Genomic DNA, 24,914 nt, shown 5'->3' with positions numbered 1-24,914 from the left:
CGTCCCGGAAAGGCGCGCGCGTCACGGCGCGCAGCGCAGCTGCGAATTCAGCGACGGCGATTGCAGCGCGGCCGTACCCGATGCGGGGCACGGGCCGGCGCCCGGCATCGCGACGATCGGCACGGGCGCGCTCGCGCCGCCCGCGCCGGCCGGCGCGGCGTTCGCCTTCGCGGCGCTCGCGGCCGCGCCGCCCGAATCGTCGCCGCCGCATCCGGCGACCAGCGCGCTCAGCACGCAGGCGGCGAGCGCGACGCGCACGCGGCGCAGGTGAATCGTGTTCATGTCGGCACTCCGTCAGTGAAGGATCGTCGACAGCGGCTTGCCCGAGCCCGCGACCGACTGCAATTCGGTTTCGGTGACGACGCGGTTCCACATCGCGACGTCGGAGAAGCTTTCCACGTTCGGCTTGACCGTCGTGCACGCGTTCACCGTATAGCCGCCGCTGTAGTGGCTGGCCGGATAGCCGCACGCGAGCATGTGGTACTGGCCGGTGCCGTCCTCGTTCACGCCGAAGGTCTTCGTGCCGAGGCCCGGCAGCGCGGCCACCGACACCGTGAGCGGCGTGCTCTGCTTCTGCTCGCCGAGCACCGGGTCGAACGTGTAGGCCGTCATCGTCTTGCCGACGGTGTCGATCACGAATGCCGCGTACACCCACTGGTTCGCGGTCACGTTCATCGTCTTCAGGTCGTTGCGGTTGGAGCCGTCGCCCGCGTTGTACTGGATGTTGCAGGTGCCCGACGGCGCGCCCGACGCCTGCGGGAACAGCCCGATCGCGATGCCCGCGTTCTTGCCGCTCTGCCAGTTCTTGTTCGCGAACACCGGCGTGCCGAAGCCGACCACGTCGGTACATGGGGTCTTCACCCACATGCCGATCGTGAACTGCGCCTGCGTCGCGATATCGGTGTTCTGCACGATCCTGTAGCCGTCGTAGCCGTTCGTGTCGACGATCTGCGTCGTCACCTGCAGCCCCTGTCCGCCGAACGGATCGGCGCTCAGCGACCCGCCGTTCGCGGCGGCCGAGAACGGGCCCATCGTGCCGGCGTTCAGCGCATCGACGGCCGGCAGCGCGCCGAACGGATAATACGACGCGAGGCCGTTCTTCAGCGACGTTGCGAGCGGGGGCGGCGGGGGCGGCGGCGGCACGTACGCGATCCGCGCGATGCTGCCGAGCGGCGCGCCGCCGGCCGTCACCACGTAGTCGAAGCTGTAGGTGCCGGCCGCGCTCAGGCCGAGATTGCTGTCGGTGTAGGTCGTCGTGCCGGCGGGCAGCGTCGCGATCTGCTGGCCCGCGCGGTACACCGCGATCGCGCCGCTCGCGGGCGCGGCCCACGTCAGCACCACGCTGTGGCCGTCGGCGCTGGCCGCACCGGCGAGCTGCGACACCGGTTGCGCGCCGATCAGCTCGCCGCCGTCCATTTCATATGCGGCCGGCGCGGGCAGCGCGCCGAACTGCGCGAGCACGGTCGGCGCGATGTCCGCGATGCTGGCCCGCGTGTGCAGGTCGGCCAGCGACGCCGGCTGCGCGGCGCTGCCCAGCCGCCCGTTGTCGGCCTGGTTCATCGCGACGAAGGTCGTCGATTCGGACAGCAGCGGCAGCCCGTCGCTGCCGCCCGCCGCATTCAGGCCGTGGCCGCCGGTGACGACGACCAGCCAGTTCTCCTTGCCGCGCTTCGCGGTCTCGGCCACCAGCGCGCCGACCGCCGCGTCGAGCTGCCGCAGCGTGTTCGCGTATGCGGACGCGCCGAGGCCGTAGTTCAGCGCCGCGTCCTGCGCCGAGTGGTATTGCGCGACGACGAGCGAATAGCCCTGCTGGATCATCGCGGTGCTTTGCTGCGTGACGCAGTTGTCGACCGCCGCGCAGTTCGCGAGCGTGTCGAGCGAGCCCGCGTTGCGTCCGGCGGCCAGCAGCGACGCGAGCGCCGGCGACCCGACGGCCGCGCCGAGCAGGCCCGCCTTCGCGGTCTTCAGCGCATCGAACGCGGTCGGCGCCTGCAGCGCCTGGTTCGGCGCGTCGGACAGCACCTGGTGGCGGTTGCCCCAGGCGCCGGTGAGCAGCGTGGCCCAGCTCGGCGTGTCGAGGTTCGGCTGTTGCGACGGCAGGCCGTTGACACCGCCGCTGTACGCGGGCGCGACGTGCAGCTTCGCGAGGTTCGGCAGCGTGCCGCCGGCGATGCCGGCGGTCAGCGCCGCGTAGGTCACGCCGTCGAGCTCGATCACGAGCGCACGATTCGCGGCCGGCTGGCCCGGCGGCGTGCCGCCGTTGCCATTGCCGCTACCGTTGTCGGTGCCGCCTGCCGCGGTCGCCGGCGAGCCCCCGGCGCCGCCCGTGCCGTCCATGTTGCCGCCGCACGCGCCGAGCGCGCCGACCAAGGTCAGCCCGCACAGCAGCCGCGCGAGAGTTGTCTTCCTCATGTTTCCCCCTGACTGGAATGTCCGGACACGCCCGGAAATATGCCCGGATTCTGCTCAGGGGATGCGATGCGCGTATTTCGTTTTGCAGAAGCACGCCGATACCGCTATCAGATTTTTTGGGTAGAGCCGGCCGCGCACGCTAGCGCTGGCCGTCGATCGACCCGAGGATGCCGTAGGCGGCCTTCACGCGATCCTCGATCGGAAAGCTGCGGTTCGCGAGCATCACGATCGCGATCCGCTTCGACGGGACGAACGCGACATAGGTGCTGAAGCCGCTGGTCGAGCCCGTCTTGTTGATCCACGTATCGGCGCGCGGCGCGAGCGGCGGCTTGATCGCGCTGGCCGGCACCGCGTCGTACAGCATCTTCGGCGCGTTGCCGTCGAGCAGCGTCGGCAGCGCGACCGGATACGGATACTGTTCCCAGATCAGGTCCTGCGTCAGCGGCCCCGCACGGAAATAGCCGGTGTGCGTGCGTTCGAGCGCGCGCTGCAGGCGCGGCGCGGTGCCGACCAGCCCCATGTTCGCCTGCACGAAGCGCAGCAGGTCGGCCGCCGTGGTCCGCACGCCGTACGCCGGCTGCCACAGCATGCCGGCCGTCATCCGGATCGGCTTGCCGTCCTTCGTATAGCCCTGCGCGTAGTCGGCCTGGGCCGCGGCGGGCACGTTGATGTACGTGTGCGTCATGCCGAGCGACGGAAACAGCCGCTGCTCCATCAGCGTCGCGAAATCCTTGTGCATCGCCTTCGCGGTGAGCCACCCGAGCATCCCGATCGCGACGTTCGAGTACGTGCGGTACGTGCCCGGCGCATACGCGGGCCGCCACGCGTCGAGATAGCGGATCAGGCTCGCGTCGTCGTGAATGCTGTCCGGCACCTGCAGCGGCATCCCGCCGGGCGTGTGGGTGCCGAGATTGAGCAGCGTCAGGACGCCGAACGGCTTGCCCTGCAGCGCGGGCAGGTATTTCGCGGCGGGGTCCGCGAGCGACAGTTCGCCGCCCTCCTGCCCGTCGGCCGCGAGGGTCGCGGTCAGCGTCTTGCTGACGGAGCCGATTTCGAACAGCGTGTCGCCGTCGACCGGCTTGCCGGTTTGCGTCGACATCACGCCATAGTCGAACACGTACGGCTTGCCGTCGGCGACGACGCCGATCGCCATGCCGGGAATCGCGAACTGCTTCATCAGCGGCGCGATGTGGCGGGTCACGGTGTCGTGGAGATCGTCCTGCGTGGCGGCGGCCGCGCGGCCGGCCGTGGCGGCGGCGCACGCGGCGACCAGCAGGGTCGCGGCGAAGCGTGTCGCGTTGAATCGCATGGTTGCGGTTCCTTTGATTTCTGATGGTTGCGTGAACAACAGATCCGGCCGCACCGCGCAACGATCACGGCGACCGGCCTGTCGAGGCAGGACTATCTCCTGCTGGCCGTTCGCCAACAATCGACGATATGTTGCGCGAGCCTAAAGAAAAACTTATGAGGTGCGCGCAAGGCCGCGTTGCGCCGGCGCAATCCGCCGCCCCTGGGCCGGACGGCCGGCCATGCCGCTAGTTTCAACCGCGTTCAATCAGCGGCGCGAATCAAGCGATAACGAAAATCGCCAGGAAAAGCGATCGGCCCCGGCACATCCGCATGCGTCGACATGTCGCGCGATTGCTTCACCCGCGCATCTCGCAGTAGACTCGCGAAACCAGAAAAACAAGCGCCATCCCGAGAGAAATAATGAATCGCCATTCGCTGATCGCCCGCTCCCGCATCATGGGCCGTCGCCTGGTCGCGTAATTCGACGCATCGACCGTCCCGCATCGGGAATACGCGACGAAGCCGCGCACCGCCGGCGCGCACGTCCGCCGTTTCATCCATGAGCCGAAAGAACTTTCAGGGTCCCGCGCACACCGCCCGCGCACGCCCTGCCTGACCGGAGAGTGCCCCCGTGACCGAAACCCTGGCCGAATCCGCCTATCGGCCGCGCGATGTCGTCAATGCGCCCGACATCAAGGCGGCCATCGCACGCCGCAGCGTCGAGCGCGGCGATCCGGCCGAGATCCTCGCGTGGCTCGGCAACCACTTCTTCCGCTGGGTCGTCGGCGCGTTCGGGCACGCGCAGCCGCTCGACTCGCTCGCCGCTTACCGCGCGCTCGCCGGCGCCGACCGGCCGGCGCCCGACTGGCTCGTGCGCCGGTTCCTGACGCAGCCGACGTCCGCGGCCGAGCCGCGGCCGCTCTACTTCATCGACCCCGAGCACATGCTGCTGCTCGATCGCGAGCGCGTGCTGGTCGAATTCCTGCGCGCGCGCGCCGGCACGCGGCATGCGCGGAAGCTGCAGCGCATCACGTGCGCGATGGCGTTCGACATGTGGGAACGCGAGCACCAGCGGATGCAGGCGCGCCGCGACAAGGGCTGGGCGCCGAGCAGCGGCCTCGCGCTGCGCGAGGTGCTGCGCACGCCGAACGGGATCGTCTTCGAGTTCGACGGCCATCATGCGGCGCTGCGCGAGGAGCTGGCCTACGAGTCGTACCGCATGCAGCATTGCCTCGGCCAGTTCGCGGATCGCCGCCGGCTGCGCGGCGGATACGGCGAGCAGTACGCGCAAGCCGTGCAGGACGGCCGGCTGCGGCTGTTCACGCTGCGCGGCGCGGGCAACCAGCCGCACGTGACGATCAGCCTGTCGGTCGAAGGCGACGGCCTGCGCATCGGCCAGATCAAGGGCAAGCAGAACCGTCATCCGGTGCGCCGCTACGCCGACGACGTCCGCCGCTTCCTGCGCGCGCTCTCGCCGCGCGGCGAGCGCCATCCCGATTGCGAGGGCATGGGGCTCGTGTTCGAGCCGCAGGCGCCGGGCGCGACCGTCGGCGAATGGACCTTCGTCACCGACCTGCGCTCGCCCGACCATCTGCTGAGCGTGATGAGCGAGAACTTCCACCTGATCGAGCATTTCCCGCAGCCGCCCGCCGTGCTGCAATGGCTGCTGCTGCGCAACGCGCCCTACGCGCTCGACCGGCTGAAGCAGATCGACCCGGCCGTGGCGGCGGCCGCGCGGCACGCGCTGCCGGCCGCCGCGCTGTCCGGTGCGGCACCGGACGCACCGGCGGCCGGCGCGACGGCCTTCGCGATCGAAGGCATCCCGATCGATCCCGCGCTGTGCGCGGCGCTCGTGTTTCCCGCGACGGCGGACGGGAGCCCGCCATGCTGAAACTGCTGATCGGCATCGCGGTGCTGTGGCTCGCGCGGCTCCTGTGGCGTTCGCTCCTGTCCGCCGGGCGCACGATGCGCGAAGCCGACGCGGGCCGGGCGGCGGGCACCGACCGCGCGGACCCGGCCCCGCAGGCCACGCCGGTATCGCGCACGCGCACCGACCAGACGCCGCCGAACCGCCGCCGCTGGTCGCTGGCGCTCGCCGACATCCTGCTGATCCGCAACGGGTTGCGCTGCGATTGCGACGACCTCGTCCATGCGCTGCCCGACGCGCAGCGCGACAAGCTCGCCAGCCAGTTGCGGCGCGAACTCGACCTGCCGGCCGACCTGCCCGAGTCGCAGGTCGTGCAGCGCGTGCCGGCGATCCTCGCGGGCTGGATAGGCGGCGTCGGCCGTTCGCACGATGGCTTCTACGAACAGCTCGCACAGGAAGGCCGCGTGCGCGACGCGCTGGCGTTCGACTGCGCGCGCACCGCGTTTCTCGTGCGCTGCATCGCGCTGCTCGGCTGGGCGCCCGAACCGCAGGCGTGGGTCGTGCTGCTGCTCAATGCGCAGCGCGCGCAGGACAGCTTCGACAGCTGGGAAGACTTCGGGCTCGCGTATGCGCGCGCCCGCCAGCACTGGCTGCGCGGCAGCGGCCAGGACGGCCCCGCGTCGTCGCGCGCCACGCAGGAAGTGCACGAGCACCTGCGCGATCCGTCCGGAAACTGGCTTTCGCTGCCGTGGAAGGGCTACCGCATCTTCGATCCCCAACCCGTTTCGTCATGACCACCGACACCGACATGCCCTCCGCCCCCGCCGACCTGATTCCGCCCGTGAAGCCGCGCTGGCTCATCTGCGACGTCGACACGCTGCTGCGCGCGGGCGAGCATGCCGCGCTCGACGCGCAACTCGACGCGGCGCTCGCCGCGAGCCTGACCGACCGCGCGGCCGAAGCGCGCTACGTCGACGCGTTGCCGGCCGACGCACTGCCCTGCATCGAGGCCGGCGCCGAGGGCCTCGCGCGCCTGCGCGCGTGGCAGGCGGCCCGCCCGCAATCCGCCCATGCATGGCTGTGCGAAGCGCATTACTGGCACCACTGGGCGTCCGAATACCACGACGCCGACTGGGCGGACACGGTGACCGCGGCCGGCTGGATCTGCGCATACGCGTGCGCCACGATGACGATCGTCGCCGCGCTGCGCGCGCTGACGCTCGCGCCGACGATGTGGAGCGCGCCGAACATCGTCTTCGCGAGCATGGCGTCGGCGGTCTACGAGCCCGAATGGCTCGCGCAGCTCGTGCGGCAGCGCCGCTGGCCCGTGACCGAGCTGCACCTGAGCGTCGAGACCGACCTCGGCATCGCCGCCGACGACACGGCCACGCGCGCGGAGCTGCAGCGCATACTCGCGCGGTCCGGGCTGACGCCCGACGTGCCGATCGCGTGCCCGACGGCCTTTCCGGAAGCGCTGCCGGGCCCCGCGCAGGGCAGGAAGCTGCGCAAGGGCAAGTGGTACTGGATGGACGCGACGCTGCATCTTCATCCGCACCAGTACGTCCCGATGCGCACGTTCGTCTGGTACATGCTGCCGCGCTGGGGCGGCTCGCAGGACCAGATTCGCGCGTTCGTCGAATCCCCCGCGTGCGCGCACCTCGACGCGGTCGAGAAGGACCGGCTGCTCCACGAGATCTGGCACGACGAATACCACGGCGAAACGCTGGGTCCGGACGACGACTCCGAGCACGCCCGGCGCGCGATGGCCGCCACGCTGGCGCGGGCCGACGCGGCGCTGCATCCGTATCATCGCTGGGAGACGCAGTACTGGCTGGCCCACGCGCACTACATGCGCGACGAGGCCGCGCAAGGGTATGCACGCCTGCAGGACGCCGAGCGCCACCAGCCGATCGACGACAACACCGCGATGGAGATCGCGATCCGCCTGACGCTCGATGCCGATCCGCACGGAAACTGGCTGACCGGCGCGATCGAGCGCGCATCCGACGCCCGCGCATGCACGGCGGCCATGATCCTGCGCGGCTACGGACATCGCGCGGGCGCATTCGGCTTCGCCCGCGACGACGCGCGCGGCGCGGCGTGGCTGGCCGCCGCGCGCGCCAACGAACCGGCCTCGCCGGCCTGGAACCAGCTCGCGTATGCGCTATGCAGCGAAGGCCGGCGCAGCGAGGATGCCTTCGCGATCTGCGAGCTCGGCTACGAGGCCGGCGGCGATTCGTGCGAGTACCTGCTCGGCCTGTTCCACGAGGAGGGCGTGCACGTCGGGATCGATCTGCACAAGGCCGCGCACTACTACCGCCAGGCGATGGAAAGCGGCGGCAACATGGGCGCCTACAAGCTCGGCTACGCGTATCACCACATCGCCCAGGCCAGCAGGGACGACGCCGAACGCAAGCGCATGAAGATCGAAGCCGTCGAGGCGGCGCGCAAGGCGCACGAGATGGGGCATACCGACGGCCTCGCATGCCTGCTGATGTTCATCGGCGATCTCGACGACATTCCGTCCCGCCATCGCTACCTGGACGAACTGCGCGGTCACGCGGAAAGCGGTCATCCGGCGGCCATGGCCGCGCTGTCGGGCATGCTCTGCGACGGCCGCGACAAGACGCTCTACAACTACCGCGAGAGCGTGCGCTGGATCATGGGCGCCCAGGCCGTCGCGCCCGACGACGAATACGTGCGCAACATGACGCGTGCATACCACGAGGACGGCGTGCTCGGCAGGCTGCTGTACAACATGCATCGCAAGCGGATCAAGGCGCACGAGATCCCCGGCGGCGACAACGCGATGGTGTGAGCGCGGGGCGGGCCGGGTGCGCGCGCGGCGGCCCGCCCGCGAACGTCAGCCCGGCAGCCGGTCGAGGAACGCCAGCATGACCGCGTTGAATCGCGCGGGCCGTTGCAGCGGCGCGAAATGGCTCACGCCCGGCAGGATCGTCAGCGTCGCGCCCGGGATCGTGCGCGCCAGATACGCCGCATGCTCGGGCCGGATGAATTCGTCGTGCTCGCCGAGCACGATCGTCACGGGCACGGCGATCGCCGCCAGATCCCGAGCGCTGTAGTCCGGTTGCGTGCGCATCATTTCGCTGACGGCCGCGACGAACGCGTCGAACCGCTCGGGCGTCGCGGACAATCGCATGTAGTCCTTGCGGTGGCGTGCGAAGCAGCGGTCCAGCAGCGGGCTCGGCGCCAGTTCCTTCGTGCCGCCCGGATCCATGTTGCATGCGAAAAAGAACACGCCGGCCGCGCGTTCCGGCGCGCGGCCGGCCAGCACGAGCGCGATGCACGCGCCGTCGCTCCAGCCGACGAAACGCGCGCGCCCGATGCGCAGCGCGTCCATGACCGCGAGCACGTCCGACGCCATGCGTTCGTAGGAATAGGGGCGCTCGTCGCGCGTGCTGCGGCCGTGGCCGCGGCTGTCGATCACGATCGCCCGGTAGCCGGCCGCGAGCAGCGCCGGCACCTGGTTGCCCCAGTTGCCGCCATGACCGAGGCCGCCGTGCAGCAGCACGACCGGCGGGCCCTGGCCGAACGACGCGTGCCGGATGCGCGCGCCGTCGTGTTCCAGCCAGCCTTCGGCGTCGGCCGCCGGCAGCGGCGGGCCGCCGTGTGCGTCGAAGCGGGCGAGGTCGTCGTCGTCGAGTTCCGCATTCATCGGGCTACCGTCCTGGCAAGGGAGACGTGCCTGCGATTGTAATGCGCGCCGCCGACGCGGCAGGATGCGATCAGGCCTGCGTCGACACCAGCCCGCCCGTCGACGAGCCGCCGGACTTCTCGAGCGCCTGTGCGAGCTGCGAAACCGCGCTCGACAGCGCGGCCGAGATCTCGCTCGCTTCCGCGCTCAGCGACTGCTGCTCGATCGCCGCCGCCGGGTCCTCCTTCGCGCGCTGGCCCGCGCTCGCCATCTGCTGCTCGATCTGGGCCAGCTGTTTCTGCAGCCGGTCGATCAGCTCCTTCAACTGGCTGACCGCCGGGCTGACCGACGACGCGCCGGACCCGCCGAGCGTCTCGCCCGTGGCGCCGGTCGCGCCCTGCGCGCCGGAGGTGCCGGTGGTGCCCGTCGTACCGTTCGTGCCCGTTGCGCCCGACGCATCCGTCGCGCCGCCGGTGGACGATGTTGCGGCGGTCGTAGCCGGCGTCGTCGCCGCGGCGCCCGACGACGCGCTTGCGGTCTGACTGCCGGTCGCCAACGAGGCGTGCGTGGTCGTGGAGAAGTCGATCTGCATCGTGTCGGTCCGTATGTTGTTGGTCTGTAGTCGTGACAAGAAGGGCAGGAACTGCCTTCCATCGCGTTTACGGCATTCGTCACACGAAACTTGAATGGTGGAGCCGGACCGGTTTCCCCGACGATCGTCGCCGTTCGGCCACGAAAGGGCCAGATTCGGGGTATCGCGGCACTGGTAAAATCGCGGTTTTGCCGGCAAATGGCGCACGCCGTCGCCGGCTCGGCCCCGCCCGGGCGGGCCCGGCATGCCGCGCATGCCGGCGCCGCGGTCGCGGCTTCGCGGCCGCCTTGTCCGCCCGCCTGCACGCATCGCCCGCCGTTTCGAGCGGCCGACGCCGCGCAGCGCGCGCCCGCTTCATCACGCATTCGAGGAACCCACGATGGCCCGCATCGGCGCCTTCTGCATCACGACGTGGCTTGCCGCCGCGATTCTCTACTTCGGCCAGCACTCCGTCGCCATGATCGCGTTGAGCGGTGTCGTCGTCTTCGGCGGATTCGACCTGCTGCGTCCGTAAGCGCGCCGCGCGGCGGCGCCGTGCACGGTCGTGACGGCCGACGCGACTGTGATAGCCTTCCCGCACCATCCATCACGCGTGCGCCTCGCCGGCGAGCAGGAGACGGGAACTTGAATCACGACCTGAACCGCCCCCCGGCGCCCATCGCCTGCAAGGTGTGTGCGGCCCCCGCACGTCTCTGCGGCCTGGTCGATTTTTCGCGCTGCGGCGCCGACATCATTGCCGGGAAGAAAGTCGACCCGTATGCGGGCGTCCCGATCTACTACCACGCGTGCGAGCAATGCGGTTTCACGTGGGCGCCCGCGTTCGACAGCTGGACGCACGACGATTTTGCGCGGCACGTGTACAACGCCGACTACGCGCGCCACGACCCCGAGTATCTCGAGATCCGTCCGCAACAGCACGCCGACCTGCTCTGCAACAGCTTCCCGGACATGCGCGAAAGCCGGGTTCTCGATTTCGGCTCGGGCCTGGGCCTGCTGGAACGGAAGCTGACGTCGCGCGGCTTCACGGACGTCACGTCGTACGATCCGTTCTCGCACCCCGTTCCCCCCGAAGGCACGTTCGATACGATCCTGTCGTTCGAAGTGTTCGAGCATCATCCGGCGCCGTTCGACCTGTTCGACCAGATCATGCGCTACCGGAAGCCCGGCGGCGCACTGCTGTTCCAGACGTCGCTGATCACCCCGGAGATCATCGCGCGCGGCATCGACCAGTGGTGGTACTGCGTGCCGCGCAACGGCCACATCTCGTTTCACACGACCCGTTCCCTGACGCTGCTTGCGCAGCGCCACGGGCTCGAATACGGCGCGTTCAGTCCCGAGCTGCACGTGGTGTTCGACCGTACGGCGACACCGCGCTGGCTCGCCAGGTTTCTCAATCCTTAACGGCAGGCTCCGGCCACCCGGCATGAAGCGGGCGCCGCGCGCAATCGCGCGGCGCGGCGGCGGCGCGTTGCCGGGACACCGAGGCGCGGTGGCACGGGAACGCGGGCACACCGGCTCCGGTACACGACCGCGCTGCCGCGTTCATCGCGCGCCGCGCCCGTGTCGTCGCGGCCCGGCAGGCCGCCGCGCCCGGTCGAACCGATACCCGCGCGTCAGCGCGGCAGCGTGCGCAACGAGGACGGCCCGCCCGTCAGCGCGATCCGCTTGCCCGTATCGCGCAGCTTGCCGCCTTCCACCGCATACAGCGCCAGTTGCCGTTCGACGTTGAACTGCACGATCACGTGCCGGCTGTCCGCGGTGAACACGATGCCCTGCGCGGCTTCGCCGCCCGGCAATTCGCTCACCTTCACCGCCTGCCCGCCGCGGATCTCGAACAGCAGCACCTTGCCGATCTTGTGGCGGCCGGGGTTGTCGGGCGTCAGGTTCGAGCCGTCCATCGCCTGAACCGCGATCCACTTGCCGTTCGGCGAGATCGCGACGCCTTCCGGCAACGACGGCACCGTCAGATACTGGACCGTGCGGAACGGCACGCGCGACACGTCGATCAGCGCGATCGAATCGGCGTCGCCCGCGAGCGTGCCGGTATAGCCCGGCAGCCCCGCGAGCCCGACGTTGCTGACGACGGCCCAGCGGTTGTCGCTCGACACGTCGATCGTGTAAGGCGCCACGCCCGTGCTCAGGCGCGCGCCGCTGTCGGTCACCTTGCCGTCGTCGACGTTCAGCACCGCGACGCCCTGCTCGTCGCGCAGCGACACCAGCGCATGCTTGCCGTCGTGCGTGAAGCTGATCCCGGCCAGCCGCTTCTTGCCGATCTTCAGGCTGCCGTCGAGCGTCACCTGCGTGCCGTCGATGCGCAGGATCGACACGCTGCCGTCGACGTTCGCGACGAGCGCGAGCCGGCCGGCCCGGTCGATCGCGATCCCCTGCGGATGCGCGCCAAGCTCGATGCGCGTGACCGCCGGCGGCGCGGCGTCGAGCGTCACGACCTGCAGGAACGTGTCGTATACGAGCTGCTTCGCGGCCGTGTCGTAGCGCGTCGGCGCGCCGACGAGCGCGAGCTTCGCGTCGGGCGTGATCGCGACGGCCTGCGGCGGCCCCTGGATGCCGTTCTCGACGTCGACCTGCAGGGCGACTTTCGGCGGGAACGTGCTGGCGTCGAGCAGCGTCAGCGTGTCGGCGGGCGGCGAAGCCAGGTAGGTGTCGCGGCCCTCGACGCGCTGGTACTTGCCGTCGTTGCCGGACACGATCCAGTCGGCGGCGTGCACGGCAACGGCCGTCGTGGCGAGGGTCAGCGCGGCGAGCAGGCGCGCGCTGCGCGGGCGAAAGGAAATCGGTTGCATGTCGGTCGGTTCTCCGGATCGGTTGCGGACGCATTGGAATGGCTCGACCCTGCGGCTCGACGGGTCGAAGCCACCGCATGATGCCCGAAAGCCGGCGTGTCCGGCGTCTCGCGCCCGGTTGCTTTCCGTCAGCCCTCCCATCCGACGACGTCGTCGAGCGGATACACCGGCCGCACGAGCCGCTCGTAGCGAAACAGCCCGTAGTCCGAACCCGTCACGCCGCGGCTGTCGCATTCGACCAGCGCGGCCGCGATCGGCACGAACACCGGCCGGCAATACATGCGCGATTTCAGCAGCAGGAAGCGCGCGCGGCGCGGATCGACCCCGACGCTCTCGAACACGCCGAGATCCCACGGCTCCTGCGTCCGCTCGGTGACGACGAGCGTGGCCGCGCCGGTATCGAGCACGGCCGCGCGGCCCATGTAGGCCCGCTGGCCCGTGTAGGTCGGCCCGGTGATCACGTATTCGCCGTCGGTGAGCGCGCGCACGACGCCGGTCGCCCGAAACGGTTCGCGCCGCACGCCGCCGTGCGACGGCAGCCGGTTGCCGACCGGCACCGTGACGGTCGCGCCAACCCCCGCGTCGATCAGCGCCGCGACGGCCCGCGGGTCGCACAGCGGCCCGCTGACGATGCCGTCGAGCCCGTGCGCGAGCGCGGCCTCGAGCAGATCCATCGTGTCGCACGGGCCGCCCGACATGCAGTTGTCGCCGTGATCGAGCATCAGCACGGGCCGGTCCGCGCCGCGCGCCAGCGCCGCGGCCTGCGCGACCGATTCGGCGAGCGGCGCGCTGCGATAGACGAACGCGTCGCGCGCGTCCCAGATCTGCCGCGCGATGCGCTCGGCCACCGCGTCGGCCGCGGCCCGGTCGCCGTCGGCCACCACCACCACGCTGATGCACGGCGCGGAAATGTCCGCGAGCGAGAAGCCGGGCAGCACCGAGACCGCGAGCATCCCGTCCGCCTCGGCCGCCTGCGCGGCCTCCACCGCGCGCCGCATCGCGCCCTCCGCGCTCGCGCTGCGCAGCGTCGACGTCATCAGCGGCGGCTGCCGCCACGCGAGCACGGGCCGCGCACGGCCGTGGAGCCGGTCGAGCAGCAGGCGCGCCGCATGCTCGCCCGTCTCGTACATGTCGACGTGCGGGTAGGTCTTGAAGCTGACGATCACGTCCGCGTGATCGATCATCTTCTGCGTGACGTTCGCATGCAGGTCGAGCGCGACCGCGATCGGCGCGGCGGGCAGCGCCGCGCGCACGCGCGCGAGCAGGTCGCCCTCGCCGTCCGCGCTCTGCTCGGCGACCATCGCGCCGTGCAGGTCGAGCATCACCGCGTCGCAGCCGGGCGCCGCCGCGACGATCGCGTCGCAGATCGCCGCATACGCGTCGGCCGCGACCGGCCCGCTCGGGTTCGCGGCCGCCGACACGGGCGCGACGATCTCGGCGCCCTCACGCTCCGCCGCATCGATGAACGCGGCCATCGCGGTGCGCATCCCGCGGTTCGCGCGATACGCGTCGTCGCCCCAGTCGGGGCCGTCGCGGCCGAACGCGGCGAGCGGCGTCGGCACCGGCGAGAACGAGTTCGTCTCGTGGTTCATCCGGGCGATCAGGATCTTCATCGTGTCCCTCCCTCCGCGTTCGCGGCCGAATCGCATCGGCCCGCTGTCGTCTCAGCCACCCGCATCGTCGAGTTCCTCGCAATCGGTGAAACGATGAAATGATGAAACGGCGCGGCGCGCGCGGCGCGCCGTCGCCGGAATTGCACCGCGGCCCGCCGGTTCGCTTGCCATCGCGAACCGGAGCCGAGGCGCACGTCGCTCAAGCGTACCCCGTCGTCCCCTTCGTCTCCAGATATTCGACGAGGCCGAACTCCGCATACTCGCGACCGTTGCCCGAACGCTTGTAGCCGCCGAACGGCGCGGCCGGGTTCCACGGCGGGTAGTTGATATGGACGTTGCCGACCCTTAGCCTCGCCGCGACCCGGCGCGCGCGCTCGAGATCCTTCGACTGCACGTAGGCCGCGAGCCCGTACACCGAATCGTTCGCGAGCGCGATCGCTTCCTCTTCGGTCCGGTAGGTCATGATCGACAGGACCGGCCCGAAGATCTCCTCGCGCGCGATCGTCATGCCCGGCGTGACGTTCGAGAACACCGTCGGCCGCACGTAGAACCCGTCGCCGAGCCCGTCCGGCCGCCCGGGGCCGCCGGCGACGAGCGTCGCGCCTTCGTCGATCCCGAGCCGGATGAAGTGCTGGATGCGGTCGAACTGCGTGCGGCTGACCACCGGCCCGATGCCGGTTTCGGCCGAACGCGGATCGCCGACGACGGTCCGCTCCGCTTCCCGGCGCGCGGCCTGTTCGGCCTGCGCCAGGTGATCGGCATGCACGAGCATGCGCGTCGGCGCATTGCACGACTGGCCGCTGTTGCTGAAGCAGCTGCGCACCCCGCGCGTGACCGCGTCGTCGATATCGGCATCGGGCAGGATCAGGTTCGGGCTCTTGCTGCCGAGTTCCTGGTGCACGCGCTTCACGGTATCCGCCGCCGCCTTCGCGACCTCGACACCCGCGCGCGTCGACCCCGTGAACGACACCATGTCGACGTCGGGATGCCGCGACAGCGCATCGCCGACTTCATGCCCGTAGCCGTGCACGAGGTTGAACACGCCGGGCGGCACGCCGGCTTCGTGCAGGATTTCCGCGAACAGGATCGCGCTGAACGGCGCGATCTCGCTCGGCTTGAGCACCATCGTGCAACCGGCCGCGAGCGCCGGCGCGACCTTGCACACGATCTGGTTGATCGGCCAGTTCCACGGCGTGATCAGCGCGCACACGCCGATCGGCTCGTACGACACCTGCAGCGAGTCGGTCTGCGTGCTGAACCGGAACGACTGCAGCGCGCGGATCGTCTGTTCGAGGTGCGCGGTGCCGACCGCGGCCTGCATCGCGCGCGCGAACGCGATCGGCGCGCCCATTTCCTGGCTGATCGTCTGCGCGACCTCCTCGTAGCGGCGCCGGTAGATCTCGAGCACGCGCCGCAGCAGCGCGACGCGCTCGTCGACCGGCCAGCACGAATACGTGTCGAACGCGCGCTTCGCCGCGCCGACCGCGCGGTCGACGTCGGCCGCGCCGCCGATCCCGAGCTGCGCATACGGGCGCGCCGTGCTCGGGTCGATCACGTCGATCGGCTTCACCCCGGCCGGGTCGAGCCACTGGCCGTCGATATAGGACTGTTGTGACGTTCGCATCGAATGCTCCTGGTGTGACGGGTGCCGGCGGCGCGCTCAGCGCGTCGCCCGCGCATGGGTGTCGACAAGGATGTCGCGGATCCGCGCGACGAACCACACGATCTCGTCGCGCGACATCACGAGCGGCGGCGAGAACTGCACGATCGGCGTGCCCTCGTGATCGACGCCCGCGCGGCACAGCAGCCCCGCGTCGACGAGCGCGGGTGCGAGCAGCGTCGACACGAACGCCTGCGCGTCGATGCCGGCCGCCCAGCGGCGCGCGGCCTTGTCGGTCACGAGTTCGAGCGAGTAGTGGTAGCCGTCGCCGCGCACGTCGCCGACGCAGGGCAGCTCCAGCAGGCCGTCGAGCGTCCGGCGGAACACCGCCGCGTTGTCGCGGACGTTCTCGAGCACGCCTTCGCGCGCCATGATCGCGAGGTTCGCGAGCGCGGCCGTGCATGCGACCGGATGGCCGCCGTACGTCGCGCCGTGCAGGAACATCTGCTGCGGGCCGTCCAGCACCGTGTCGACCACCGCGTCGCTCGCGATCACGCCGCCGAGCGGCACGTAGCCCGACGCGATGCCCTTCGCGAACGTGATGAGGTCCGGCTTCAGCCCGTAGCGCGCCGACCCGAAATATTCGCCGAGCCGGCCGAACCCGCAGATCACCTCGTCCGCGACGAGCAGCACGCCGTGCCGGTCGCAGATGTCGCGCAGCCCGGCCGCATAGCCGGCCGGCGGCGTCAGGCTGCCGCCCGCGTTCTGCAGCGGCTCGACGACGATCGCGGCGACCGTATCCGGCCCTTCCTGCACGATCAGCGATTCGATCTCGTCGAGCAGGAGCCGCGTGAACTGCGCTTCCGTCTCGCCCTCCGGGCGCCCGTAGCGCTTCGTGTTGCCCACGTGCCGCACGCCCGACATCAGCGGCTCGAAATGCTTGCGGTAATTCGTCATCCCGTTCAGCGCGAGCGCGCCGAACGACGTGCCGTGATAGGCGACGCGCCGCGCGATGAACTTGCGCCGCTGCGGCTCGCCGCGCGACTGGTGATACTGGCGCACGAGCTTGATCGCCGCCTCGTTCGATTCCGAGCCGCTCGATGTGAAGAACACGCGGTTCAGGCCCTCCGGCGCGAGCGCCGCGAGCGTCTGCGCGAGGCGGATCGCCGGCTCGTGGCCGGCGCCCCAGTTGGTCGCGAACGGCAGCCTGACCATCTGCTCGCGGATCGCGTCGCCGATTTCCGCGCCGTGGCTGTAGCCGACCTGCACGCAGTACAGCCCGGCCAGCGCATCGAAGTAGCGCTTGCCGTTGCGGTCGACGAGCCAGCAGCCTTCGCCGCGCTCGAACACGGTCAGCGCGCGGTCGCGATACGCATCGGCGTGCGTGAAGTGCATCAGCAGGTGGCGCTTGCCGAGCGCCTGCAGGTCCGCGTCGAGATTGACGTCAACAGCATTCATGGGTCACTCCTCCTTCAGGGTTTCGAAACCGGCGCGGCCGGCGGTTCAGTGCATCGACAGCGTCGGCGCCGGGCGCGTGAAGCCGCGCGTCAGCCACACGAGCTGGCAGAGTCCGAGCGCGAGCCAGCCGAGGCCGACGTAGAACGTCTGGCGCGACAGTCCCGACCAGAGCCAGACGTTCATCGCGAAGCCGAGCGCCGGCAGCGCGCCGAACGCGATCCAGCCCGCGAAGCGACGATGCTCGGGGCGGCCCAGATAGCTGCGCATCACGCACAGGTTCACGACCGCGAAGGCGACGAGCGCGCCGAAGCTGATCATCGTCGACGCGAGATCGAGCGTGATGAACAGCGCCGACAGCGACACGGCGCCGACCGCGAGCGTCGCGCGCACCGGGGTGTGCAGCCGTGCATGCAGGTGGCCGAACACGCGCTCGGGCAGCACCCGGTCGCGGCCCATCGCGAACAGCACGCGCGTCACGCTCGCCTGCCCGGCCATCGCGCTCGCGAAGCAGCCGGCCACGTACACCGCGACGAACAGCGCCGACAGCGTGCCGCCGCCGATGCGCCGCATCAGTTCGAGGCTGGCCGAATCGAGATCCCTGAACGCGCGCCAGTCCGGGAACACCACGTGGCCGACGTACGCGACCAGCATGAACAGCGCGCCGCTCGCCAGCGTGCAGAGCAGGATCGCGCGCGGCACCGTGCGCGTCGGCTCGCGCGTTTCCTCCGACAGCGTGGTGACCGCATCGAAGCCGAGAAACGACAGGCACAGGATCGCGGCCCCGGCGAAGATCGCGCGCGCATCGCCCGACGACGGCAGCGCGACGGCCATCGACAGCCCTTCGCCGGCCGCCACCCGCGCCGATGCGATGACGAAGATCGCGATGAACACGAGCTGGCTCGCGATCAGGATCAGGTTCACGCGATTGACGAGCCGGATGCCGACGATGTTCAGCCCGGTGACCAGCGCGATGCTGCCGACGATCCACACGCCGGCCGGCACTGCGGGAAACATCTGCTTCATGTAGATGCCGATCGCGAGGTAGCTGATCATCGGGATGAACAGGTAGTCCATCAGCAACGCCCAGCCCACCATGAAGCCGGCCGACGTGCCGAAGTTGCGGCTCGCGAACGTGTAGGCCGACCCGGCGCTCGGCATCAGCCGCGCCATGTACCCGTAGCTGCGCGCGGTGAACAGCATCGCGACCAGCGTGACCGCGTACGCGGCCGTCAGATGCCCGTTCGTCTCGCTCGTGACGAGCCCGTAGGTCGTGAACACCGTCATCGGCAGCATGTAGGCGAGGCCGAAGATCACCAGCGTCGCGAGGCCGAGCGGGTGCGGCCGGCGGCGTCCGTCCGCGTCGTGCCGCATCGCGTGCGCCCCGACGTCATGCGTCGCGGCGGCTGATGCGTATCGGGCAGGGCTGTCGTTGTCCATGCGGTCCTCACGTGGGTGGCGTCGATGACTTCAACACGCGTTCGCCCGGCACGGCCGGCGGGGCGCGAATGAAGGAAAGTGTGGTGCGCCAAAAAATCGGCCACGAATGAGAAATGCGGACGTTATCGGGGGATATTGACGGACACGTCGCACCGGCGATGCATGGATGCTGCTGTGCGGCACTGGCGTTTTGCGGACATTCCGGCTATGTTCTACGCGACCCCGTCGCCGCACCCGCCCCATGGACAGCCGCCCCGACCGCAACCCGAGCCGTGCCGAACGCAGCCTGCGCTCGTCGCTCGGCCTCGCGCGTCCGGCCGGGCGCCAGGAGGACATTCCCGCCACCGTCCATGCGATCGCGGTCGCGCTGGACGAGTGCCGCGTGCGACATATCGACGGAGCCGCGCTGCTCGAAGGCACGGGGCTCGGCGCGGCCGAGGTCGCGTCGCCGAACCTGCACGTGAATCGCGGCCAGGAGCAGCGCTGTTTCCGCAACCTGCTGCAACGCAGCGGCGTGCCGTCGATCGGGCTCGCGATCGGCGCGCGGCTGCACGTGTCGACGCTCGGCCTCGCCGGCTACGCGATGCTGATCAGCGGTTCCGTGATGCAGGCCTTCCGGTGCATGGGGCAGTTTCCGTTGTTCATGGGGCTGTATTTCGATGTACGTATCGATGCGCACGCGGACGGCATGAGCGTGACCATCGGCCGCTACAACGGCGAGCCCGATCTCGAGGTGTTCCAGGTCGACATGTGCCTGTCGAGCCTGCGGCTGATCGTGTCCGATCTCGTCGGCAAGCCGGTCTGGCCCGCGCAGGTGCAGCTCGCGCGCCGCACACCGCGCAACGCGGCCGACTACGCGCGCCATTTCGGCTGCAGGATCGCGTTCAACGCGGGCGACAACCGTCTCGTGTTCACGGCCGTGAACGGCACGGAAACGCCGCGTTTCGCCAACGAAGTCAGCTTCAATGCACTGCACGGCCAGTGCGAGGCGCTCGAGCGGCAGTGGGCCGCGTCGGTCGGCACGCGCTTCGCCGATCGCGCGAAGGAGCTGATGGCGCGCGACCTCGTGCGCTTCAAGTCGATGACGTCGCTCGCGGACGCGCTGCACCTGACGGAGCGCACGCTGCGCCGGCGGCTCGACAAGGACGGCCTCACGTTCCAGGCGCTGCTCGACGACGTGCGCCGCGACGAGGCGGCGCGGCTGCTCGACGATCCCGCGCTGACGGTCGCGGCGATCGCGGAACGTCTCGGCTACAGCGAACCGCGCAGCTTTCGCCACGCGTATCGGCGCTGGACCGGGCGCACGCCGCGCGCGGGCGCGGCCTCCGGCGCGTAACGCGCGATCGGCGCCCGTTCAGTCAGCAGGACGAACGGCGGCACGCCGGTTTCATGCGCGGCATCAGGGCTTCCGGCACAGGTAATTCATGACCATCTCCTGAATGGAATCGCGCTCGACATGGTTGTAGTCATCCGGATCGCCGCGAGAAACGTAGTGCTGGCCCGGCTGCGTTCCGGTCATGCGGGTCCTGCCCATCGCCCAGGTCTTGTCTTCGCAGAGGAACGACCAGTCGGAGACGATCTGCCGCACCGGAAACGGCGCCGAGTAACGATGCGGCTCCGCATAGACGATCCTGACCGTAATCCACGCATTGACCGGATGGCGCTCGACGGAAGCGGCATCGACGTAGAGCCGGATCGCCGGGCCGGCGCCGAGCGTGACCCAGTTCGCGGCCCATGCGCCGTGTGCGACGAGCGCGAGCACCGCGCCCGCGATCCAGCCTTTCTTCATGTTCGTTCCTCGCATCCTGCCCGGTCCATTCCGGCGGCCCGATTCTACGTTCTCCGTTCATGCGCGGCACACGCCCCGATCCGGATCGTCGCCCGGCACCCGCCCGCGCCGGCCGACGACGCATCGGGAAATCCGCGCCCCGGAATGCATATCGAATGGAATCGACTCGCGTAGAATGCGCGCAATCATCAAGCCGGGCGGGGCCGAACGTCGATGCCACTCGCACCGGCACGGCACGAACAAGACCCGTGGCATCCGCCGACGCAGCCTCCATGAGCCAACCGATCCTGTACCTCCTCGCCGGCAACGGCAGCGCAGCCGACTGGTGGGACGATGCATTGCCCCACTTCCGCCACCACCGGCCCGTACCGCTGGAACTGCCGGGCTTCGGCGACAACCCCGCGCCACCCTGCGAGGACCTCGCCGCGTATGCGCAAGCGCTGCTGGACGCGACCGAGCCGGGCCACGCGATCATGGCGGTCGGCGTGAACGCGCTGCTGGTGCTGCATGCGTTGCAGCGCCGCCCCGGCCACTTCGGCCGCAGCGTGCTGCTCGCGCCGGTGGGCGCGTTTCTGTGGGAACGGCGGCTGCCGAAGCTGATGGCGCCGAAGCCGCTGCGCAAGACGATCCACTGGCTGCTCGGGCACTACCCGGCGCTGTTCGCGCGCAAGTTCTCGAACCTGACCTGGACGCGCGCGCAGTATCGGCGCATGGGCGCCGGCTATGCGCGCTGCCGCGCGTTCCTGCCGCACTGGGATCTCGTGCGCGCCGATACCGCGCTGCCGCTGCTCGAATGGATCACCGATCGCATCGAGCTCGTGTGGGGCGACCAGGACAACGTGCTCGGCGTGCGCCAGGCCGCCGCGTGGTCGGCGATCCTCGCGCGCGCCGACCTCACCGTCACGCTGCAGCCCGGCTGGGGACACTATCCGTGGATCGATACGCCCGCGGCCTTCGTGCAGTGGCTCGAAGCGGGCGACACGGGTTTCGTCGCGCACACGAAGGGCGGGCGCCTCGCGCTGGCTGCGATGGCCGGGCTGCCCGTGCCGCCCGCGCTGTCGCTGACCCGCGCCGACGATCCGCGCCTGCCCGGCTTTCTCGCGAGCCAGCCGGACGCGGTGTGGGCGATCCGTTCGTCGAGCCATGGCGAGGACCAGGCCGATGCGGCCAACGCCGGCCTGCACACCACGTTCCTGCGCGAGCCCGCATCGCAGGCCGCCGCGCGCGTGGCCGAGCTGCTCGACGGCGGCCTCGAGGAAGCGGTCGTGCAGCGCTTCGTCACGCCCGTGCTGTCCGGCATCGCGTTCGTGCGGCATCTCGCGGTCGAGGTCGAATGGGTGGAGGGCCACCTCGAGGCGCTCGCCGACGGGCAGACGAGCCCGTCGCGCGCGATCCTGTCGCGGCTCGGCGCGCCCTGGCAGCGCGGCGCGTTCCCGACCGCGCACGGCCTCACCGCGCGGCAGCTGTGGGCGTTCCTGCAACGCGTGCTGCGCGCGTTCCACTACGTGCCGGGCGACGTCGAATGGGCATGGGACGGCACGCGGCTGTGGCTGCTGCAGTACCGCCCGATCAGCAGCTACGGCTGGCACCGCCACCTGACCGCCGCGAACATCGCCGAGATCCTGCCGCCGCAACCGAGCCGGCTGGTCGAGTATGCGCAACGGCGCGCCGCCGGCAGCATCCCGGCCGTCATGGCGCGCTGGGATGCGCGCGTCCTGTGCGACAACGAACCGTTCACCGCGCTCTATGACGGCGCGTCGTACATCAACAACGACCTGTTCCTCGCCCGCCTGGCCGACTGGGGCGTATCGGCCGCCAGCTACAGCGGCGAGATCGGCGGGGCGACGCCGCCGCTGCGCTGGCGTCCGCTGCGGCTGCTGCGCGCGCTGCCGGTGTTCTGGCGCATGCTGCGCGCCGCGCGCGGCCACCTGCCGACGCTCGAACGCGGCCTGCGGCGCTTCGACCGGGAACTCGCGACGCTTGTCGAGCAACGCGCCGACGGCCGGCAACTGGCCGACTGGTTCACGCGCTTCTACGTGTTCGTCGTGCAGGGCAACCTGTGCATCGCGTCATCGCTGGCGAGCAGCGGCGGCGCGCTGTGGGGGCGACCGCCGACCGCGTACGGGCAGCTCGACGACAGCCCGCACCGCCTGCCGTGGGAAACCGATCCGGGCACCGCACGGCCCGCACCCGCCGACCTGCCGCTGCAGCCTTTTCCCGACTGGCCGCTGCCGGTCCGCGCGCTCCATGCGCTCGGCGCGCCCGGCATGCGCGGCTGGTATCTGCAGGTGCGCGAGTGGTATCGCGACAACCTGATGCGCGTGTTCTTCCGCCTGCACCACGCGATGCCGGCCGCCGACCGCGACGTGTGGTTCGCGCCTCATCCCGATCCGCGCGCGCGCAACGGCAGCTTCTGGCAGGACGGCGGCGAAGGCACCGACGAGGCGGCCGGCTTCATGATCTATCCGGGCCACACGCAGGGCGTGCTCGGCCGCGACATCCTGCTGGAAGATTCGCTCGACCCGGGCCGCCACGCGCAGTACCAGGCCGCGCGCGCCGTGATCGCGCGCATGGGCGGCCGGCTGTCGCACGGCGCGACGCTGCTGCGCGAGTTGCGCAAACCGTCGGCCGTGCTGCCGCGGGTCGATGCGGAATGGCTCGGACGCGAGGTGCGGCTCAGCGACGGCCGGCTGACGCTGGTCGAATGAGCATGGCGGCGGCGACGCCGCCGCCGCCGCGTGCCGGCGTCGATACTCAGCGCACCGGCGTGCGAACCTGGCCGTCGACCTTCAACGTGCGCCGGTCGTTCGTCGCCTCGTATTCGACCGTCTGCGCGGGTGTGACGGCGCCGTACGAACGGCCGTTCACATAGACCGCGCCGTCCCGCAATTCGACCCGGTCGCCGTTGACCGTCGCGGTGGCCCGTTCGCCCCGCAATACCGCCCCCGAGCACCCGGCCGTCGAAAAACTCCGGACCGACGTGCCCGGCATCGCGGCGACGCCGTCCTGATCCGCTACCTGCGCCGCACCGCAGGGCGGCGCCGCCATGCCGCCGGCGGCATGGAGCGATCCGGCACTGATGCCGCATCCGGCAAGCAACACGATCGTCATCGGCTTCAGAGGGGGCATGGCGAACTCCGTTGTCCGCGGCGGCGGATCGATGTCCGGCCGACACCCGCGCCTGGATCGCGGGCCGTCCGGATGCGCCCAGTATGCGTCCGTTGCGCGGCGCGCCGCCATCCGCGCCAACACCACCCGCGCCCGCTGCCCGGGCGCCTCGTCCGACCCTTTTACCGGCCGCCGGCACTGCTCTCCCGCGCGACCGGATCGCGTGGAAATTCGCCTTGAACAAGTTGCGATCCGCAACTACGATGGATTGCGACATGCAACCTTTCCAGGCCCGACATGGATCTCATAGACGCTCCCGCCAAGCCTCGCGACGCGACCATCCTCGAGCTTCGCGACTTCTCCCGCAAGCTGGTTCGCGAGCTTGGCTTCATGCGCGCCACGCTGGCCGACAGCGACTGGGCGCCGTCGGCCGTTCACGCGATCCTCGAGATCGGCCTGGCGCCCGGCATCAACGCCCGTGATCTGGGCCACATCCTGCGGCTGGACAAATCGAACACGAGCCGGCAGCTCGCGCGGCTCGAGGCGGCCGGCGTCGTGGAGCGGCGCGTGTCGAGCGACGATGCGCGCGCGGCCGCGCTGTACCTGACTGCCGACGGGAAAAAACTCCAGAAGCGCATCGACCGGTTCGCGACGGACCAGGTGTCGAATGCGCTGCGCCGCATGGTACCCGCCGACCAGCAGGCACTGCTGCGTTCGCTGGCGCTGTATGCCGATGCGCTCGCGCAGGACAACGCCACCCGGGCGCCTGCCGCGGCGCCCGACGCGCCGTCGATCCATGAGGGCTACCAACCGGGCTGCATCGGCGACATCGTGAGCCTCCACGCGCGCTTTTATTCGGAGAACTGGGGATTCGGCGCGTTCTTCGAAAAGCGCGTGGCCACCGAGCTGGCCGAGTTCGCGGGCGCGCTGCCGGCGGACGGCAAGGCGCTCTGGCTCTGCCGCGACGACGGGCGCACGCTCGCGTCGCTCGCGATCGACGGAGACAGGGCGACCGGCGTCGCGCACCTGCGCTGGTTCATCGTGAACGATGCGTTGCGCGGCTCGGGCGTCGGCCGGCGGCTCATGACGGAAGCCATGCGCTTCGTCGATGCGCTGCGGTTTCGCGAAACCTGCCTGTGGACGTTCAAGGGGCTCGATTCGGCGCGCCATCTGTACGAAGCGTTCGGCTTCACGCTGACCCGCGAATCCGCCGGCGCGCAGTGGGGCACCGAGGTGGTCGAACAGCGCTTCAGCCGGCCGGGGCCGACAGGCGGCTGACGTGCGACGAACCG

At 70.4% G+C, this 24,914-nt stretch carries 21 protein-coding genes; 8 read left to right on the top strand and 13 right to left on the bottom strand.

Annotated elements, in window-relative coordinates; genetic code table 11:
• Positions 1–21 precede the first annotated feature (21 nt).
• From GQ56_RS0107895 to GQ56_RS44090, 4 genes are all read right to left on the bottom strand, one after another.
• Positions 22–282 carry a hypothetical protein gene (locus GQ56_RS0107895; RefSeq protein ID WP_031398139.1) on the bottom strand — a complete coding sequence of 87 codons (261 nt, stop codon included), beginning with the start codon at positions 280–282 and terminating at the stop codon, positions 22–24.
• Positions 283–294: 12 nt separating this feature from the next.
• On the bottom strand, positions 295–2,412 hold the full coding sequence (locus tag GQ56_RS0107890; protein ID WP_031398138.1) for a hypothetical protein: 2,118 nt from the start codon (positions 2,410–2,412) through the stop codon (positions 295–297).
• 139 nt (positions 2,413–2,551) lie between these two features.
• Entirely contained in the window at positions 2,552–3,721 is a 1,170-nt protein-coding gene (ampC, locus tag GQ56_RS0107885; protein ID WP_031398137.1) for a class C beta-lactamase, read from the bottom strand.
• Between the two features lie 242 nt (positions 3,722–3,963).
• Entirely contained in the window at positions 3,964–4,263 is a 300-nt protein-coding gene (locus GQ56_RS44090) for a hypothetical protein (RefSeq protein ID WP_152601687.1), read from the bottom strand.
• A 70-nt stretch (positions 4,264–4,333) separates the two neighbouring features.
• Between GQ56_RS44090 and GQ56_RS0107875 the strand changes: the two genes are divergently transcribed.
• Genes GQ56_RS0107875 through GQ56_RS0107865 form a run of 3 tightly spaced genes read left to right on the top strand, consistent with a single transcriptional unit; the run spans position 4,334 to position 8,387 of the window.
• A complete protein-coding gene (locus GQ56_RS0107875; protein ID WP_031398136.1) occupies positions 4,334–5,593 on the top strand; it encodes a hypothetical protein in 1,260 nt (419 codons plus the stop codon).
• On the top strand, positions 5,587–6,363 hold the full coding sequence (locus tag GQ56_RS0107870; protein WP_031398135.1) for a DUF1266 domain-containing protein: 777 nt from the start codon (positions 5,587–5,589) through the stop codon (positions 6,361–6,363). The genes GQ56_RS0107875 and GQ56_RS0107870 overlap by 7 nt, the downstream gene beginning before the upstream one ends.
• Positions 6,360–8,387 carry a DUF4034 domain-containing protein gene (locus tag GQ56_RS0107865; RefSeq protein ID WP_031398134.1) on the top strand — a complete coding sequence of 676 codons (2,028 nt, stop codon included), beginning with the start codon at positions 6,360–6,362 and terminating at the stop codon, positions 8,385–8,387. The genes GQ56_RS0107870 and GQ56_RS0107865 overlap by 4 nt, the downstream gene beginning before the upstream one ends.
• A 45-nt stretch (positions 8,388–8,432) precedes the next feature.
• On the opposite strand, the gene GQ56_RS0107860 is transcribed toward GQ56_RS0107865, so the two are convergent.
• Together GQ56_RS0107860 and GQ56_RS0107855 are read right to left on the bottom strand one after the other, a co-directional pair.
• A complete protein-coding gene (locus tag GQ56_RS0107860; protein WP_031398133.1) occupies positions 8,433–9,245 on the bottom strand; it encodes an alpha/beta fold hydrolase in 813 nt (270 codons plus the stop codon).
• Between the two features lie 70 nt (positions 9,246–9,315).
• Complete coding sequence (locus tag GQ56_RS0107855; RefSeq protein WP_031398132.1) at positions 9,316–9,816, bottom strand: AI-2E family transporter; 501 nt, start codon at positions 9,814–9,816, stop codon at positions 9,316–9,318.
• A 379-nt stretch (positions 9,817–10,195) separates the two neighbouring features.
• Between GQ56_RS0107855 and GQ56_RS46895 the strand changes: the two genes are divergently transcribed.
• Positions 10,196–10,330, top strand: coding sequence for a hypothetical protein (locus GQ56_RS46895; protein ID WP_006405345.1), 135 nt, complete (start codon positions 10,196–10,198; stop codon positions 10,328–10,330).
• A gap of 110 nt (positions 10,331–10,440) precedes the next feature.
• Positions 10,441–11,217, top strand: a complete 777-nt coding sequence (locus GQ56_RS0107845; RefSeq protein WP_031398131.1) for a class I SAM-dependent methyltransferase — start codon at positions 10,441–10,443, stop codon at positions 11,215–11,217.
• A 212-nt stretch (positions 11,218–11,429) separates the two neighbouring features.
• On the opposite strand, the gene GQ56_RS0107840 is transcribed toward GQ56_RS0107845, so the two are convergent.
• The 5 genes from GQ56_RS0107840 to GQ56_RS0107815 all read right to left on the bottom strand — a co-directional run bounded on the left by GQ56_RS0107840 (position 11,430) and on the right by GQ56_RS0107815 (position 18,725).
• Positions 11,430–12,617 (bottom strand): YncE family protein, encoded by a 1,188-nt coding sequence (locus GQ56_RS0107840; RefSeq protein WP_031398130.1) that lies wholly within the window; start codon positions 12,615–12,617, stop codon positions 11,430–11,432.
• A 128-nt stretch (positions 12,618–12,745) separates the two neighbouring features.
• Entirely contained in the window at positions 12,746–14,230 is a 1,485-nt protein-coding gene (locus GQ56_RS0107835; protein WP_031398129.1) for a M81 family metallopeptidase, read from the bottom strand.
• A 199-nt stretch (positions 14,231–14,429) separates the two neighbouring features.
• Positions 14,430–15,854 carry an aldehyde dehydrogenase family protein gene (locus GQ56_RS0107825; protein ID WP_031398128.1) on the bottom strand — a complete coding sequence of 475 codons (1,425 nt, stop codon included), beginning with the start codon at positions 15,852–15,854 and terminating at the stop codon, positions 14,430–14,432.
• A gap of 36 nt (positions 15,855–15,890) precedes the next feature.
• On the bottom strand, positions 15,891–17,288 hold the full coding sequence (locus GQ56_RS0107820; RefSeq protein ID WP_031398127.1) for an aspartate aminotransferase family protein: 1,398 nt from the start codon (positions 17,286–17,288) through the stop codon (positions 15,891–15,893).
• 45 nt (positions 17,289–17,333) lie between these two features.
• The gene (locus GQ56_RS0107815) at positions 17,334–18,725 is read right to left on the bottom strand and encodes an APC family permease (RefSeq protein WP_031398126.1); all 1,392 of its coding nucleotides are present in this window, start codon (positions 18,723–18,725) and stop codon (positions 17,334–17,336) included.
• Positions 18,726–18,966: 241 nt separating this feature from the next.
• Here GQ56_RS0107815 and GQ56_RS0107810 point away from each other — a divergent pair, with 241 nt between their 5' ends.
• The gene (locus GQ56_RS0107810) at positions 18,967–20,061 is read left to right on the top strand and encodes an AraC family transcriptional regulator (RefSeq protein WP_031398125.1); all 1,095 of its coding nucleotides are present in this window, start codon (positions 18,967–18,969) and stop codon (positions 20,059–20,061) included.
• Between the two features lie 63 nt (positions 20,062–20,124).
• Here GQ56_RS0107810 and GQ56_RS0107805 read toward each other — a convergent pair whose 3' ends face one another.
• The gene (locus GQ56_RS0107805; protein ID WP_152601686.1) at positions 20,125–20,514 is read right to left on the bottom strand and encodes a surface-adhesin E family protein; all 390 of its coding nucleotides are present in this window, start codon (positions 20,512–20,514) and stop codon (positions 20,125–20,127) included.
• Positions 20,515–20,786: 272 nt separating this feature from the next.
• On the opposite strand from GQ56_RS0107805, the gene GQ56_RS0107800 reads away from it, so the two are divergent.
• A complete protein-coding gene (locus tag GQ56_RS0107800) occupies positions 20,787–23,222 on the top strand; it encodes a PEP-utilizing enzyme (RefSeq protein WP_031398123.1) in 2,436 nt (811 codons plus the stop codon).
• 46 nt (positions 23,223–23,268) lie between these two features.
• Here GQ56_RS0107800 and GQ56_RS0107795 read toward each other — a convergent pair whose 3' ends face one another.
• Positions 23,269–23,643, bottom strand: a complete 375-nt coding sequence (locus tag GQ56_RS0107795; protein ID WP_031398122.1) for a S26 family signal peptidase — start codon at positions 23,641–23,643, stop codon at positions 23,269–23,271.
• A 276-nt stretch (positions 23,644–23,919) separates the two neighbouring features.
• On the opposite strand from GQ56_RS0107795, the gene GQ56_RS0107790 reads away from it, so the two are divergent.
• On the top strand, positions 23,920–24,900 hold the full coding sequence (locus GQ56_RS0107790) for a bifunctional helix-turn-helix transcriptional regulator/GNAT family N-acetyltransferase (RefSeq protein ID WP_031398121.1): 981 nt from the start codon (positions 23,920–23,922) through the stop codon (positions 24,898–24,900).
• The last annotated feature ends 14 nt before the right edge of the window (positions 24,901–24,914 follow it).

Source organism: Burkholderia paludis (genome assembly GCF_000732615.1).
GTDB classification, from domain to species: domain Bacteria; phylum Pseudomonadota; class Gammaproteobacteria; order Burkholderiales; family Burkholderiaceae; genus Burkholderia; species Burkholderia paludis.
The sequence above is the reverse complement of the archived record's forward strand: the minus strand, read 5'-3'. Positions and strand labels throughout refer to the sequence as shown.